Here is a 15,398-nt window from a genome sequence, read left to right as displayed (position 1 = left end):
CCCCGGGCGGGACCAATGCCGCAGAGGGCGGCGGGGCAGAAGCCGGGGTGTCACTTCAGGCCGGTGGTGGCGATGCCGGCCACGAACTGGCGTTGGAAGAGGAGGAAGACGATCATCACCGGCAGTAGGACGACCATGGCGCCGGCGAGCAGGATGCCGAAGCGGGTGAAGGACTGTCCGCTGCTGGCCAGGGCGAGGCCGACGGGGAGGGTGTACTGGCTCTCGTTCTGGGCCACGACCAGGGGCCACAGGAAGTTGTTCCAGGAGCCTAGGAAGGTGATGATCCCCAGCGTGGCGAGGGCCGGTTTGGTCAGCGGAAGGATGATCTTCGCGAAGATGGCCAGTTCGCGGCAGCCGTCGACGCGGGCGGCGTCGATGAGTTCGTCGGGCAGGGTGGAGATGAACTGCCGCATCAGGAACACCCCGAAGGGGGTGGCCAGGAACGGCAGGATCAGCCCGAGCAGTGAGCCGGTCAGCTGCATGTTGGCCACCAGCACGTACAGCGGTACGAAGGTGACCAGGCCGGGGATCATGAGCGTCCCCATGACCAGCAGGAACACGGCGCGCTGTCCGCGGAACTCCAACTTGGCCAGGGCGTATCCGAGCATCGAGCAGAAGATCAGGTTCCCGGCGGTGACCGCGACGGCCACGATCACGGAGTTGGCGAACATGCTCGTGAAGTCGAGCGTGCTGAACAGCTCACCGTAGTTGGCGGTCGTGGGCGCCGTGGGTATCAGGACGGGCGGGACTTTGCGGATGTCGGCCTCGGGCTTGAACGACCCGGACAGCATCCACAGGAACGGCGCGATCATCAGCAGCAGGGCGCCGGCGAGCGGTAGGTACAGCCAGGGCTGGCCCCAGTTCTGCCGGATGCGGCGGCGCCTCAGGGCGCGGTTCGTGCCCGGTTGTGGGGTTCGGAGAGTGGAGAGGGTGCTCATGGGTCGTCAGTCCTTGTCTCGCAGCAGCCGGAACTGCAGTACCGTCAGCGCGACGATGAGGACGAAGATGACGTAGCCGGCGGCCGAGGCCATCTCGTAGTTGCCGTTGCCGAACTGTTTGTAGGCGTACAACGTGGCCGACAGGGTGGAGTCCAGGGGTCCGCCGTCGGTCATGACGAACGGCTCGTCGAAGAACTGCAGATAGCCGATGCCGGTGGTCACGGCGGTCAGCAGCAGGGCGGGGCGCAGGAGTGGGAAGGTGACGCTCCAGAACCGCTGCCAGGGCCCGGCGCCGTCGAGTTCGGCCGCTTCCATCAGGGACTGGGGTACGGACTGCAGTCCCGCCAGCATGATGATCATGACGGTGCCCAGGTTGCGCCACACCGCCATCACGATCATGACGGGCAGGGCGAAGCGGGTGTCCGCCAGCCAGGACGGGCCGTCGATCCCGAACCAGCCCAGGACGAGGTTCACCAGTCCCGCGCGAGGTTCGAGCAGCGTCTTCCACACCACGGCGACGGCCACGATGCTGGTGATCACCGGCAGGTAGAAGCCGACCCGGAAGACGGCCCGGAAGCGGCGGATACCCCGGTCGAGGGCAACCGCCGCTGCGAGCCCGGCGGCCAGGGTCAGGGGCAGGGCCACCAGGACGAACACGGCCGTGTTGCGCAGGGCCGTGAAAAACTGCGGATCCGTAAAGAGGCGTACGTAGTTGTCGAAGCCGACGAACGACACGTTCAGCGGCGTACGCAGGTCCGCGCTCTTGGTGTCGGTCAGGCCCATCAGCAGCGACCACACCACCGGCAGCAGCATGAAGGCCGCGAACAGCGCGAGGAACGGGGCGGCGAGCATCCAGGCGGCCCGGGCCTGCCTGCCGCGCGCCGTGCCCCGGACCGCGAAGCGCCGGTGACCGGGGTTCTGTTCCGGCCGTGCGGTGCCCTGCTCGTGGGTGTCGCCCCGCTCGGGGAGCGTTTTCGTGGACATGGATGTCATCCGTCCGTACGAGGGATACTCACGCGGCGGCGCTCAGCGGCCGGTGCCGATGCTGGTGGCCTTGGACTGCAGCGTCTTCTGCACCTCGGCGACGGTGGCCTTGCCGAGGGTCAGCTTCTCCAGTTCGGAGTCGATGGTGTCGGCGATCTGCTGCCAGGTCGTGATGGCGGGCGGCGCCTTGCTGACCTCGAGCTGCTCGGCGAACGCCTTCAAGTTCTCGTCCTCGGTCAGCTTCCCCTCGGTCCACGCCTGGGGCGAAGGAGGCAGGCTGCCGGTGGCCTTGGAATAGGTCGCGAGATTGGCGGGCTCGGTCAGGAACTGGGCGAACTTCCATGCCGCGTCGGGGTTCTTGGCCTCCTTGAACACCGCCAGGTCGGTGCCGCCGGCGAACCCGGCGGGCTGCTTGGTGTACGGCATCGGCATGGTCTTCCACTTGCCGTCCAGCTGCGGGGAGTCCTTGTGGAAGGTGCCGCCGGCCCACGCGCCCTCCTGGTAGACCGCGGTCAGCCCGTCCTGGAAGCTCTGCACGTTGTCCGCCCTGTCGGTCGGCGCGAGGCCCTGCTTCGGAACGCTTGCGTAGTTCTCCAGCGCCTTGGCGACCTCGGGCGTGTCGAAGGTGAACTTTCCGGTCTTGGCGTCGTAGATGTCACTGCCCTGCTGCCAGACCATCGGCAGCCAGAAGATCCAGGAGTTGAAGCCCATCACCAGCCCGCTGGCGTGGCGCAGCTTGGGGTTCTCCTTGCCGGCGGTGGCCTGGACAGCCTTGAGGTCCTTCAGGTATCCGTCCCAGTCGCCGGCCAGGGCGCCCTTGATGCCGGCCTTCGCCGTGAAATCGGTCCGGTAGTAGACCGCTTGGGTGTCGGCGATGAACGGGACGCCGTAGGAGGTGTTCTTGTACTTGGTGGTGTCCCACTGGCCGGGGTAGAAGTCCGACGACTTGATCGACGCCGGGGTGGCCTGGAAGCCGTTCAAGGCGGCCATCTCGGCCATCCAGGTGCTGCCCACCATGGACATGTCCGGTGTGTTGCCGCCGGCTATCGCGGTGGTCAGCTTGTCGTGGGCGCCGTCCCACGGGACCGCGGTGATCTTGACGTCTGCGTCCGGGTTTTCCTGCTCGAACTTCTTGGCCAGCTCCTTCAGGTCTTCGTCGGGGTCGCCCATGGACCACATGACCACCGTCCCCTTGGCCTTGCCCGCGCCGATCTCGGCGGGGGCATCGTTGCCGGGGCCGGAATCCTCGCTCCGGCCGCAGCCAGTGGCCACGAGGGCTGCCGTGAGGGTGGCGCACAGGATCTGGACGGTTCTGACAGCTTGACGGGTAGTGATACGCATGATGCGGCTCCTTGCCGTTGAGCGAGACAGGCGCGGGGGGTGGCGAAGGGGAGGAAGGGGAGGGCGCCCGGATGGGCCGGCCCACGATTGGGCAGCGTCTGTGGTGACAGCGGCGTCAGCGGTCCCTCGCGGGTCGCGGTGGGAGCGTCCACGCGGAGTGGGTAGCGGCCGGGCGGGGTGTGCCAGGCGCCCTTTCGGTGTCCCGGATCGGGAACGAACGGGCGGAAAGTGCATGCGGGCGGTGCCGCGTGAACGCAGGCGCAGCCGCCCGGGTGAGAAAGGCGAAGCCGAAGAGGTTCGCCGAGGTTTCAAGGAGACGGGGGGCGGTGCGTCACCGGCAACGCACCGCCCCGCCGCGAGGCGCCATCACGTGCGCATCGCGATGACATCGCGTCAGTTCGAGTTCGGCTCTAACGTCGAGCCGCGGACCACGAGGCTGGTGGGAACGATGCGCGAGGAGGCCGCCTCCGGCGATCTCCGCACATGGTCGAGCAGCAGACGCGCCGCCGCCTCGCCCATTTCCCGCATCGGCTGGCGGATGGTGGTCAGTGCCGGATAGGTGTACGACGCCAGCTCGATGTCATCGAACCCCACCACGGCGACATCGCGCGGAATCCGAAGGCCGGCCTCGTGCAAGGCCGCGAGCGCGCCGGCCGCCGACGGGTCGTTGTGCCCGAAGACCGCGTCGAACTCCACGCCGTCCGCGAGCGCTTGCGCCACCGCGCTCCGACTGCTGTCGAACAAGAAGTCCCCGCCGATGATGCTGCGTTGGCCGAGCTCGATCCCGGCCTTCGCATAGACGTCGACGAAGCCGCCCAGCCGTTCCTGAGTACAGCCGTACGCGTCGGGACCGGTCACCACCAGAGGGCGACGGCGGCCGAGATCCAGCAGGTGGCGCGCCGCCTGTTCACCGCCCTCCCGGTTGGTGGTGGCCACGTAGGGGAATCCCGGCCGCTGGAAGCGGTCGTCGATCAGCACCACCGGCAGTCCGGCTTCGTGCAGTTCCGTGATGGATCCCAGGGCCCCCTCGGGCTCTATCACCAGCAGCCCGTCGAACGACTTGGCAGCGACCTGCACGCCCAGCCTGCGCAGCGACTCCTCACCGCGGTTCCAGGTCAGCATGCGCAGTCCGAAGCCCTCGGTCTCCAGCGTTTCGACGACCGCCTGCACGATGCCGGCCCAGGCCCAGGCCAGGTCAGGGACCAGCATGCCGATCATCTGTGTCGTGCCGCGCGCGAGCCCCACTGCCCCGGCGCTCGGCACATAGCCCAGCTCCGAGATCGCCTTGCGGACCCTCGAGACGGTGTTCTCGTTGATCTCGCCCTTGGCGTTCAGCACCCGCGAGACCGTCGTCTTGCTGACCCCGGCCCGCGCGGCCACGTCGGCGATAGTGACTCCCATGTCACCTCCCCTCCCTTCCTGCAGAGGCGGAAGACGTCCTCCCGCACCGAAGGCCAGATCGTACCGACCCTCGTGGAACCGGTACCGGAACCGCTTCCGGAACCGGTTTCGGTAGCGGTTCCGGCAGTGAAGCACCGAGAGGCTCGACCGGTCAACACACCGGAAACAAGTCGTTCACCAGAATTCGGGCCTGCGCCCCGCCGTGGTCCCGACGACGTCGCGGAGGTCTGCCGGTTCGTCACCCAGGCAGCTGCCCTGACCTGTTCGTTTACCAGTCCCGCACCCACTACGGCGTGAGTAATCGCGCCGGACCGTTGACGCACCGGCCGGGTTGCACCTCATAATCGGGCACTCGATGTCATCGATGACACAAGTCAACGATGACACCTGGGCGGCGGCGTGGACGTCGACGCCGACCCGGGACGCCACTTTTCGAGCCGTCCGCGTCGGGGCCGCGGTCACCGCTGCGCGGACGGCCGCGGGACAAGGAGTCGCCATGAGCTCTGCACGTGTATCCCGGCATGCCCGCATGCGGTTGATGGCGGCGGTGGCGACGGTCTGCGCCCTGTCCGCCGCGCCGCTCGCCCCCCAGGCCGTCGCTGCCGACATCCCGCCCTACACCGAGACCTACAGACCCCAGTTCCACTTCACTCCGCAGAAGAACTGGATGAACGACCCCAACGGCCTCGTCTACTACGAGGGCGAATACCACCTCTTCTACCAGTACAACCCCAACGGCAACTCGTGGGGCGACATGTCATGGGGCCATGCAGTGAGCAAGGACCTCGTGCACTGGAAGGAACTGCCGCTCGCCCTGTCGCACGACGACGAGGAGATGGTGTTCTCCGGCAGCGCGGTCGTCGACTGGGACAACACCACCGGGTTCGGCACGAAGAAGAACCCGGCCATGGTGGCGATCTACACCAGCGCCTACAAGAACGGCGGCAAGCAGGCCCAGTCGCTCGCCTACAGCACCGACCGCGGCCGCACCTGGACCAAGTACCAGGGCAATCCCGTGATCGACATGGGCTCCACCAACTTCCGCGATCCCAAGGTCCAGTGGTACGCGCCGACGAAGAGCTGGCTGATGACGGTGTCGCTGTCCGCCGAGCACAAGGTGCGGTTCTACTCGTCCAAGAACCTCAAGGACTGGGAGTCGCTCAGCGAGTTCGGGCCGGCCGGTGCGACGGGCGGCGTGTGGGAGTGCCCCGACCTGTTCCCCCTCGCGGTCGACGGGGACCCGAACAACATCAAGTGGGTCCTGGTCGTCAACATCAACCCCGGGGGCATCGCGGGCGGTTCGGCCGCCCAGTACTTCGTCGGCGACTTCGACGGCAAGAAGTTCACGGCAGACGACAAGGGCACCTACACACCGCCCACCGGCACGGTCGTCCAGGACTTCGAGAGCGCCGGCTTCGGTGAGTGGACGACGACCGGAACCGCCTTCGGCCAGGGACCGGCAGCCGGGGCAGTGGACGGGCAGGGGGCTGTCACCGGCTTCGACGGCAAGGGCCTCGCCAACAGCTTCCACGGCGGTGACGGCGCCACTGGCCTCCTCACCTCCCCCTCCTTCACCGTCGACAGCCCCTACCTGAACTTCAAGATCGGTGGCGGGCGGCATCCGTACGAGGCCGGAACCGTCATGGACAGAACTCCGCCCGAGGGCACGCTCTTCGCCGACTTCGAAGGCGGAACCTACGGCGACTGGACGGCGACCGGCGACGCCTTCGGCACCGCACCGGCCACCGGCACCCTCCCCGGCCAGCAAGAAGTCTCCGGCTTCCTGGGAGGCGGGCTGGCCAACACCTTCCTGAACGGCGACGCCACCACCGGCACCCTCACCTCACCCGAATTCACCATCGACAAGAAGCACATCAACTTCCTCATCGGCGGCGGCAACCACCCGGTCGGCTCGGACAACCCCACCGCCGTCGAACTCCTCGTGGACGGCCAGGTCGTCCGCAGCGCCACCGGAAAGGACGCCGAAGCACTCAACTGGGCCTCCTGGGACGTCAGCGACCTCGCAGGCAAGAAGGCGCAGATAAAGATCGTCGACGACAACACCAGCGGCTGGGGCCACGTCAACGTCGACCACATCATGTTGTCCGACGCCTTGGCCACGCCCGTCTCCCAGGAGACGTCCGTCAACCTGATCGTCGACGGCAAGGTCGTCCGCAGCGCCACCGGCGCCGACAGCGAGAGCCTGGACTGGGCGTCCTTCGACCTGCGCCCGTACGCCGGCAAGAAGGCGCAGATCCAGGTCGTCGACATGAACACCGCCGGCTGGGGCCACGTCATGGCCGACCAGTTCACCGGCGCTGACAAGCCCGCCAAGTCCGTCGCGCAGCGCGCCGACTGGGCCGACTACGGCAAGGACTACTACGCGGCCGTGTCCTGGGAGAACGCACCGGGCGGCAAGCGCTACATGATCGGCTGGATGAACAACTGGGACTACGCCGGCTCCGTCCCCACCTCCCCCTGGCGCGGCGCGCAGAGCGTTCCGAGGGAGATGGCCCTGCGCACCGTCGACGGCCAGATCCGGCTGACCAGCAAGCCGGTGGGGAGCCTGTTGTCCCTCCGCCAGAAGCGCCCGGCGGCGACCGCGTCCGGCGTCACCGTCAAGAGCACCTCCAAGCCCCTGATCGGCCCCACGGCCAAGGGCAAGGCGCTCGACATCGAGGCGACCTTCTCCCTCAAGGACGCCGACCGCTTCGGCCTGAAGGTGCGCACCGGAGCAGGCGGCGAGGAGACCGTCATCGGCTACGACACCACGACCCAGGAGCTGTACGTCGACCGCACCCGCTCCGGTGCCGGGGACTTCAACAGCACCTTCCCCGGCGTCCAGACCGCACCCCTGAAGGCCAAGAACGGCAAGGTCAAGCTGCGGATTCTGGTCGACTGGTCGTCCGTCGAGGTCTTCGGCGGCAACGGCGAGGCAGTGATCACCGACCAGATCTTCCCCGACCCTTCCAGCACCGGCGTCGAGGTCTTCGCCGAGGGCGGCACCGCCACCCTCAACCGCCTGTGGGCGTGGCAGCTGGGGTCCATCCGGCGGTGACGCCCCAAGGGTCCGTGCGCCGGTCGGCCTGCAGCGGCTTCCGGCGCGCGGCTCTCGGCGCACGGCGGAGACGCCGCACCCGCGGCGTCGGTACGGCCCGGGGCACCGCTCGTGCCGGGCGTCGCGAGCCGGTGAACGTTTCCGTTCACAGCACCAGGGGCGCGTCCGTCGCGGCGGCGCAGCTCTAGCGTCGACTAGGACCTGTCCCGCCGATCAAGTCGGGAAAGCGACGGTGGCTGGGCGACGCCGGTGAGCGGGGTCTGGTGCGCGCAGCTGCCAGGCGGAGGAGGGCGTCGACGCGATGGAATTTCCTCCCGTGCGAGCGCAGCCGAGAGTCTCGCCGTCCCTGCGGGGCGCTGTCGTGGTAGATGAGGCGGCGGCCCTACCGGCCGGGGTGGTCGTGCCACCCGTCGTCCGCGGCCGGTACGGATGTACCTCCGCACGGCGGTCGCGCCCCGCTCTGTGCACCACGGCCCGGAGTACGCTGGCACGTGCCGAGAGGTTTCCGGCCGCACGACCACGGCGAGGCCGTTCGCGGCGAGTGGCAGACGCGGGCAGATGAAAAGCCGCCCGGGACGGGATCGCACGATGGACGCCATCAGAAAGCCCGCCGAAGGTACGCCACCAGGTGACGCCCATACCTACCGGATGCCCTTGCCCCGGCTGAGCCTCACGCCGGACGTCAGCCACGGCCCACTGGACGGAGCGTGGTGGCCACGCTCCGACGCGCTGGAACTGGAGTTGCCCGCGCTGCTCGGCTCATTGGACCCGGGCGTCGGCACCGTCACCCACGTCACGGTGGACGCCGCGTGCTGGCCCGATGCCCCGCAGAAGGTGAGGGCGCCCGGCCACGTGATCGAGGTGCTCCTGACCGACCGCGCCGCTGAAGCGCATGCCATCACCCTGGACTGCGACACCATGGGACGCTGGCAACTGCTGGTCATTCCACCCGACGAGCCGGCCGGAGCAGCCACCCGGCTGCTGACCGCCGCAGCCGATCCCGAAAACCCTCTGTCGGCCCCGCGCCTCCTTGCACTCGCCGAGAACGGCCTCGGCGGAGAAGCCACATGGGAGTCGGAAGGAGGCCCGGGACTCAGGTGAGCCCGACGCGTTCGGGCCAGGTGACCGGTCGGCCGGTCCGGTCGGGGACCTCCGGGTGGAGCGATGACGCGAGCAGCCCGTCCGCCGTCCCGGCCCGCCACCTTGACAGGCGCGGATCATGGCGGGTGGGGGGGGGACGGCAGGACAGCACACGGACCGCTCCGAGAGTGTCGGGGAATCCCTGCTGGGGGCGGTCCTGGATCGCGCGCACGAACTGCCGCCCCATCTCATCGGCTCATCGGCCCGCTGGTTGCCGACGTGGTGGCGCGGATGGGGGGCCGCCGCCGTCCGCAGGTGCTGCAGCTACGGCCGGCTGCTCCTTCGCCGCCATTGCGCCGGCCTCGGCCGAGGCGGCCCGTCATTCCGCAAGGACCTGCCCGCTTCCGGCGTCGATGAGGATCTGTTCCGCCCGGGTGATGTTGTCGGCCCGGACGGCCTGGGCCATCGCGGCGCGGGCGGCCTCGGGTGTCGCGTGTGGCGGGACCACCATCAGCGAGAAGAGGTCCTGGTCGCCCCGGGTGATCAGGACGGTGTCGTCACCCACCGGAAAGGAGTCGATGTGCACCACCCGGTCGTCGACGACGAGTCGCGTCGGGAGCCCTTCCCAGGCCGCGGTGTCCAGCCCTACGCGGGTCACAGGGCCGAGGTGCACGGTGAGGGCGCTCACCAGCGCGGGCAGCTCGGCACCGATGTCACGCGACCGGGGCCACCACGCACCGTCGAGAACGCCTTCACGCGACTCCGTCGTCTCCAGCCGGAGCAGCGCGCACCCCGGTCGGACGGCCGCATGAACGCCACTGGGCAGGCGCAGGGAAGGAGAGGGTGTATCGGAACTGGTCAAGTGGACCACCCGTCTTCGGGAGCCGGTGCGAACACGGGACTCGCCTCGCCTCTACCACGCTACTCCCGTGCCGCCGGGCGGCAGTGTCTCGCGAGCGCCCTGCCCACTCGGCTCCGCCGCCACGCGTCCTCGCCTCTTGCCTCTCCACGACGACGTGCGGTGATACAGCGCCAGGACGGCTGGGCTGGGCCCACCACACAGCAACCGCGGCTCAGGCTGGTTCGGGTTGCGGTTCCGGCTGGAGCGCCGGCGCGGCCTTCGGGTCCCACAGCCTGGTGGTCCGTATGTAGCCGTGGATCACTGAGGCCATCGCCAGAAGGAGAAGGGGGCCGAACACCCACGGACGTTCCGCCATCTCCATCGGCAGATAGCGATATGACACCAAGAGCACGGCGAAGACCGTCGTGCCGTAAGCGACCAGCTGGATTCCTGACCGGTCCCAGCCACGTGCGAGTGAGCGCATGGCCGCCTCGATCGTGAGCGCGAACACCACACCGACGATGAGATCCACGCCGTAGTGATAGCCGAAGCCCAGCGTCGCCGTGAGCGTGGCAACCAGCCAGAACGTGCCCGCGAACCGCAGGATCCGTGGGGCCCTGCGGGAATGAATGAAGATGGCGGTGGCCCACGCCGTGTGCAGGCTGGGCATGCAGTTGCGGGGGGTGATCCCGTCGTATGACATCGGGTGCGGGGGGCTGATCGGCGGCAGCGTGTTCGGCCACAGGTTGGCCGCCGCCCACTGCACGCCGCCGGTGCCGGAGGCGCCCGGGCCGTAGGCGAAGACCGGTCCGACCACTGGGAAGATCATGTAGATGGCCGGCCCGAGAAGGCCGATCACCAAAAAGGTGCGCACCAGATGATGGCCCGGGAAGCGGCGCTCGACCGCCACGTTGCGCAGCTGGTAGAACGCGACGACAACTGCGGCCACCGCAAGCTGCGCGTAGACCAGGTGGAGAACATGGCTGCCGATCGGGCCGGTGGCCTCGACCAGCCGGCCCACCGCCCACGACGGGTTGCCCAGCGCATGGTCGGCGGTGGCCACGTACTGGTCGAGCACCGTCGGGCGGGCCTTCGCCGTGATGAGTAGCCAGGTGTCGCCGGTCTTGCGGCCGGCCACCAGCAACAGGCCCAGCCCGACGCCCTTCAGCAGCACGACCCGTTCCCGGCCGGTGCGGCGCGTGACGGCGATGACCGCAGAGCCCAGCATCACCCACAACGCGCCGGTGCCGACGGAATGGCCGTCGGCCATCTTGGCGTCGACAGCCCACCGCACCAGCAGGAAGACGGCGTCGATACCGATCGCGGCACCAGCCGCGATGAACCGTTGCCGCCAAGTGAGCACCACCAGCATCAACGCCAGACCGCCGTACAGCGGCCCCGGTTTCGGGGCGAAGATCAGGGCGCTCACCTGGGTGCTGATCGGCCCCGGTTGACCGTAGCGGCGTGCAGCGATCTCCAGCGTGATGAGGAATCCAAGAGCCACCACACCCGCCGCGCCCCACAGCATCGCGCGCCGATGAGGCCACGCAAGCAACGAAGTCATGCCGCTTATCCGCGAAAACATCCGCGATGCTCTAGATATCAATCGTTCGGCCGATTTGTTCGTATGGCTGGGGAGATGAAAAGCGATGGGGTTGATCATCGCGAGTTCGAACATAATATCGGAGCGATGCGAAGTTGCGGCTTCGGCGGGCAGATGTGGCCGGCATCATCATGGGATGGCCGGGGGGCAGCTGGCCGATGATGAGGGTTGGTACATGGACAGTCTCAACGACGATGGCGGTGTGGACTCCGGTTCCTGAGCCCTGGGACCTGCCGTGTCCCATGCGGGTCGCCCGATCGCGCGTGTTGGCCCAGCCAGTGGAAGCCCGCTTCTGGCGAGTGAATCCAGTCGTTCTGTGCGTAGCGGCCGACATGGCAGGGGGAAGGCATTTCGCGTACCGGACGAGCGAGGGGCAGGAAGCATTCCTATGCCGAAGTTTCTCATCCAGGCCACCTACACGCCCGAGGGCACCAAGGGGCTGCTCAAGGAAGGCGCGAGTGGGCGCAGTGCCGCCGTCGACCAGGTCGTCACCGAACTCGGCGGGCGGGTCGAGGCCATGTACTTCGCCTTCGGGGAGGACGACATCGTGATCATCGTCGACCTCCCCGACCCGGTCTCCATGGCCGCCATCAGCCTCACCGTCAAGGCCAGCGGCGCCCTCCACACCCGGGCAACCCCTCTCCTCACCCTCGACGAGATCGATGAGGCCGCCCGCCGGCAGGTCACCTTTCGCGCCCCCGGCACGTAATGAGCGGTCCGGGCCGCCGGACCGTCATGTCTGCCAGGTCCTCAACCGGCCGCCTTGGCGATGATGCGGTTCATTTCCTCTTGGCCGAAGGCCCGCAGGGTCGTGGTGCGGACGTTGCCCACCCCGCCGACTTGCAGGAGCGCCGCGGTGGCGGTTTCGTCGTCGGGCGCCTCCACGACGGCGACGAGGTCGTACGGACCGACGGTCCAGTAGATGTTCAGGAGCTTCGCCCCGAGCTTCTGCACCGCTGAACCGAAGGCCTCGGCACGCTTCGCGGTGTCCTTGTAGTTGCGGACCCCTTGATCGGTCCAGTTCAGCAAGGTGACATACGTCGGCATGGTCCTTCACCTTCACGAGGGGACGCGTCGCGAGTCCCATCCTGGACGCACCGGGAGAAACCCGCACAAGCTGTGCATCCGAACGAGGGAAGCACCTTCTGACCGACACGGTGACGCCGTCCATCTCAAGGCAGCACGGAGCCGCGTGGCTCGGGGTCTGTCTATTGGCAGCGAATCCTATTTGCTGCTCAAGGATGGCCCGGGAAGACAAACCGCTCGACTCATAACGTGCCGATTCTGAAACACAGAAAAATAATCAATGAACGGTCTCATCAGCGTTTATCGTACGCCAGCGGTCACTCATTTGCCGCGCATCTGGAGGAGGGATAGCGGTGTTATCGGGGCATGACGAACGAGAGCCTCCACAGCTTGCCTCACCGTGGCGCGAGGGCGTGCATGCCCGGTCTGGCCTACTCGGCGCTCGAGGTGCGGGGCACCTCGCACGGGGAGGGTGCACGGGTCGAGCCCCCGGTCGCCGAGTCGCTGCTCCGGGAGTTCCTCACGCTGCTGGAGGCGGTCCAGGACGAACTCAATCAGCGGTGGAGCAGTCAGGGAAGTCCCGGCTGCCACGCGGAACGCGCGTGACGAAAGCGGATTTTCATGAACCACGACTACGCGGATCCCGCCTTTGCGCGACGCGAATGGTATTCCGACGCATACCCCTACGACTCGGGCTGGGACCCGGTCGAGGAACTTACCTATCTCCTCCAGGAGGCCACGCCGACGGAGCAGGCGGCCACCGTGCCGCCACCTCGCGGTGAGCCGTCACCCTGCGTCGACTTCGCCGAGCCGATGGAGAACCTGGCACAGCTCACCGCCCAGTTGCCGCCCATCCGGCCTTCTTCCGCCGGGCACCGAAAGGTGCGAGTCCGAAAACTGCGACTCGGGTGGTTGCAGACCGGCAGCTATCTGATCGTCGCGATCGTCGCCGTCATCGTGGCGATGGTCAGCGTCTTCGGCGGCATGGTGGCCTACGCCCCTCTGCAGAACATTCCCGCCGGCACACGGAGCGGAACTGTTCTCTGGTGGCCTCTTCTCGTGTACGGCCCCTGGATGGTGGCCTCCCTGTCCATCCTGCGAACCGCCTTGCATCGGCGCCGAGCTGTGCACTCATGGCTCATCGTCCTGCTGTTCTCCTCCGTCGCGATGATGCTGTGCGTGGCCCAGGCCGACAAGACCTTCATCGGCGTCGCCGGAGCTGCCCTGCCGTCGCTCGCGTCGCTGGCGTGCTTCCAGCAACTCGTCCGACAGATCACCCTGACCTTGCCGCCGCGACAGAGCACACGATCCCACCGGCAGTAGCGACCGGCGCCCCGCGCGGAGCACGTCGCGCCTGCGCGCCTGCGCCTCACTCGGCGGCGAAGGCCGGGAGTGAGCCCGGACGACGCCACGATCACGCACCTCTGCTCCGAGCCCTACACCCCCACCACCAGGGCCGGAAGCGGACTCTCGGAGAGTCCGCTCACGGGATCAGGGTGAGGCTCTTCTTCGGGTTGTACGGGTACAGCCAGGGGCTGTGGTCACCGGCCTGGAGGCTGTCGAAGGCGATCAGCGCGTCCGCCGCGGTCTTGCAGCGCGGGTGACGCGAGGCGAAGGCGGCGATGCGGGCACGCTGGGTGGGCAGCCAGGCGGCGATCACCTGGGGGTCACCGTCGTACCACCATGAGAACTCGAAGTCCTCCCAGAGGAGTTCGGTCGCCCAGTCGAGGCCGAGGCGGACGAGCCCGGCGTCCGCGTCGGGGCCGGAGAGCCCGGCCATGTATGCCAGCCATGGTTGCAGGTCCCCCGTCGCGTGGGCGATTCCCTCCAGGAGGTCGACGATGTCCGAGGAAGACCGGCCGTCGACCAGGGCGAGGGCCAGCAGCGCGCGGAAGGCTCGCTCCACCGCGGCACGTTCGGGGGCGGGCCAGTCCACGAGCCTGGCGCCGTCGTGGCCGAGATGGCCGAGCTCGCGGGACGGATCGACGCCATGGCCCTCCGGCGCCCAGGAGCGCAGCGCGCGGGGCATGAGGCGGCGCCACAGGACTGGGTACTGGTCCTCATCCCAGTGGCTGACCACCTCGCGCATGAAGTGCCCGAGGAGATCGTCCGGCACGGCGGCCGGATCACCGCCGAGCATGAGCAACTCCGACTCCGGGGTGCAGTAGGTGCAGCCGTGCACCGGGCGGTCGAGCTCCGGGGGTGAAGCGAAGACGCGATCGGCTTCGGCGAGCGCGTGTCGCCACATCGCGAGATACGGCTCGAGGTCAGGAGACTGGGGCATGGCAGGACCTACCGCTGGGACTCCGCGCAGGCGCACCTGGCGAAGAGCGGGACATTACCACTCGGCGCGCCCGGGGCCCAGCGCCACGATGCCGGCGAGGGCGGTCAGCGCCCCCTTCGTCTGCCTGCCCCGCCGCCCTCGGATGTCCTACCGTTCCGCTCATGAATCCGATCAGCTCCGAGAACCCGCTGACCCCTGAAGGCGCCCGTGCGTTGCTGACGATGCTGCCTGCGTACGTGGAGGTCGGCCGAGGGATGAGTGAGCGGGAGCTTGACGGGGTCGAGGAGCGGTGGGGGTTCCGGTTTGCTCCGGAGCATCGGGTGCTGCTGGGGGCGGGGCTGCCGACGGGGAGCCGTAAGTGGCCGGACTGGCGGGGCGGGGACCCGGAGGAGCTGGCCGGGAGGCTGGCGCGGCCAGCGGAGGGGGTGCTGTTCGACGTGGAGCACAACGGGTTCTGGCATCCGGAGTGGGCGCAGCGGCCGACGGACATGAGGGACGCCCTGGACGTGGCCCGCTCGTATCTGGCCGAGGTGCCGGTGATGGTGCCGGTCTACTCGCACCGGTACCTGCTGGCCGATCCGGAGCGGACCGGTACGCCGGTGCTGTCGATGTACCAGACGGACATCATTTGCTACGGCTCCGACCTGGTCGACTACTTCCGCCACGAGTTCGGCGGCCGCGCGACGGCTTCCCAGGACCAGCCGTACGCCACCATCCCGTTCTGGTCCTCCTTCGTCGAGTGAGACGGAAACTCTTCGAAAGATTCGAAGAATCGCATGCGGGTTGAAGGCGCACCTTGATCCCCTATCCGAGAGCTTCGAATGGATCTTTCGGGGCTTGAT

At 68.1% G+C, this 15,398-nt stretch carries 14 protein-coding genes and 1 pseudogene; 7 read left to right on the top strand and 8 right to left on the bottom strand.

The annotated features are described in order from the left end of the window. Positions 1-50: 50 nt before the first annotated feature. The 4 genes from AC067M_RS11490 to AC067M_RS11475 form a co-directional block, all read right to left on the bottom strand. The gene (locus AC067M_RS11490) at positions 51-938 is read right to left on the bottom strand and encodes a carbohydrate ABC transporter permease (RefSeq protein WP_478696777.1); all 888 of its coding nucleotides are present in this window, start codon (positions 936-938) and stop codon (positions 51-53) included. A gap of 6 nt (positions 939-944) precedes the next feature. Next, positions 945-1,922: a carbohydrate ABC transporter permease gene (locus AC067M_RS11485; protein ID WP_478696776.1), complete on the bottom strand. Its 978-nt coding sequence runs from the start codon at positions 1,920-1,922 to the stop codon at positions 945-947. 42 nt (positions 1,923-1,964) lie between these two features. After that, a complete protein-coding gene (locus AC067M_RS11480; RefSeq protein ID WP_478696775.1) occupies positions 1,965-3,263 on the bottom strand; it encodes an extracellular solute-binding protein in 1,299 nt (432 codons plus the stop codon). Positions 3,264-3,656: 393 nt separating this feature from the next. Beyond that, complete coding sequence (locus AC067M_RS11475; protein WP_478696774.1) at positions 3,657-4,664, bottom strand: LacI family DNA-binding transcriptional regulator; 1,008 nt, start codon at positions 4,662-4,664, stop codon at positions 3,657-3,659. A 496-nt stretch (positions 4,665-5,160) separates the two neighbouring features. On the opposite strand from AC067M_RS11475, the gene AC067M_RS11470 reads away from it, so the two are divergent. The 3 genes and pseudogenes from AC067M_RS11470 to AC067M_RS11460 all read left to right on the top strand — a co-directional run. Then, positions 5,161-7,722, top strand: a complete 2,562-nt coding sequence (locus AC067M_RS11470) for a GH32 C-terminal domain-containing protein (RefSeq protein ID WP_478696773.1) — start codon at positions 5,161-5,163, stop codon at positions 7,720-7,722. Positions 7,723-8,310: 588 nt separating this feature from the next. After that, positions 8,311-8,823, top strand: a complete 513-nt coding sequence (locus AC067M_RS11465) for a DUF5994 family protein (RefSeq protein ID WP_478696772.1) — start codon at positions 8,311-8,313, stop codon at positions 8,821-8,823. Between the two features lie 118 nt (positions 8,824-8,941). Continuing rightward, positions 8,942-9,123, top strand: a pseudogene (locus tag AC067M_RS11460) (serine/threonine-protein phosphatase); the annotation flags it as partial. Between the two features lie 58 nt (positions 9,124-9,181). Here the strand turns inward: AC067M_RS11460 and AC067M_RS11455 are convergent. After that, positions 9,182-9,664 carry a DUF5994 family protein gene (locus AC067M_RS11455; protein ID WP_478696771.1) on the bottom strand — a complete coding sequence of 161 codons (483 nt, stop codon included), beginning with the start codon at positions 9,662-9,664 and terminating at the stop codon, positions 9,182-9,184. 211 nt (positions 9,665-9,875) lie between these two features. Next, a complete protein-coding gene (locus AC067M_RS11450; RefSeq protein WP_478696882.1) occupies positions 9,876-11,207 on the bottom strand; it encodes a phosphatase PAP2 family protein in 1,332 nt (443 codons plus the stop codon). 427 nt (positions 11,208-11,634) lie between these two features. Between AC067M_RS11450 and AC067M_RS11445 the strand changes: the two genes are divergently transcribed. Further along, positions 11,635-11,955, top strand: coding sequence for a GYD domain-containing protein (locus AC067M_RS11445; protein ID WP_478696770.1), 321 nt, complete (start codon positions 11,635-11,637; stop codon positions 11,953-11,955). A gap of 41 nt (positions 11,956-11,996) precedes the next feature. On the opposite strand, the gene AC067M_RS11440 is transcribed toward AC067M_RS11445, so the two are convergent. After that, positions 11,997-12,293, bottom strand: coding sequence for a GYD domain-containing protein (locus AC067M_RS11440; protein ID WP_478696769.1), 297 nt, complete (start codon positions 12,291-12,293; stop codon positions 11,997-11,999). Between the two features lie 396 nt (positions 12,294-12,689). On the opposite strand from AC067M_RS11440, the gene AC067M_RS11435 reads away from it, so the two are divergent. Continuing rightward, complete coding sequence (locus AC067M_RS11435) at positions 12,690-12,878, top strand: hypothetical protein (protein WP_478696768.1); 189 nt, start codon at positions 12,690-12,692, stop codon at positions 12,876-12,878. Between the two features lie 15 nt (positions 12,879-12,893). Continuing rightward, positions 12,894-13,595 carry a DUF2637 domain-containing protein gene (locus AC067M_RS11430; RefSeq protein ID WP_478696767.1) on the top strand — a complete coding sequence of 234 codons (702 nt, stop codon included), beginning with the start codon at positions 12,894-12,896 and terminating at the stop codon, positions 13,593-13,595. A gap of 160 nt (positions 13,596-13,755) precedes the next feature. Here AC067M_RS11430 and AC067M_RS11425 read toward each other — a convergent pair whose 3' ends face one another. Beyond that, positions 13,756-14,556 (bottom strand): hypothetical protein, encoded by an 801-nt coding sequence (locus AC067M_RS11425; RefSeq protein WP_478696766.1) that lies wholly within the window; start codon positions 14,554-14,556, stop codon positions 13,756-13,758. Positions 14,557-14,717: 161 nt separating this feature from the next. Here AC067M_RS11425 and AC067M_RS11420 point away from each other — a divergent pair, with 161 nt between their 5' ends. After that, positions 14,718-15,299, top strand: coding sequence for a hypothetical protein (locus AC067M_RS11420; protein ID WP_478696765.1), 582 nt, complete (start codon positions 14,718-14,720; stop codon positions 15,297-15,299). Positions 15,300-15,398: the final 99 nt, after the last annotated feature.

It is taken from the genome of Streptomyces sp. NPDC043427, from assembly GCF_056436655.1.
This window is presented reverse-complemented; position numbering and strand designations above follow the sequence as displayed.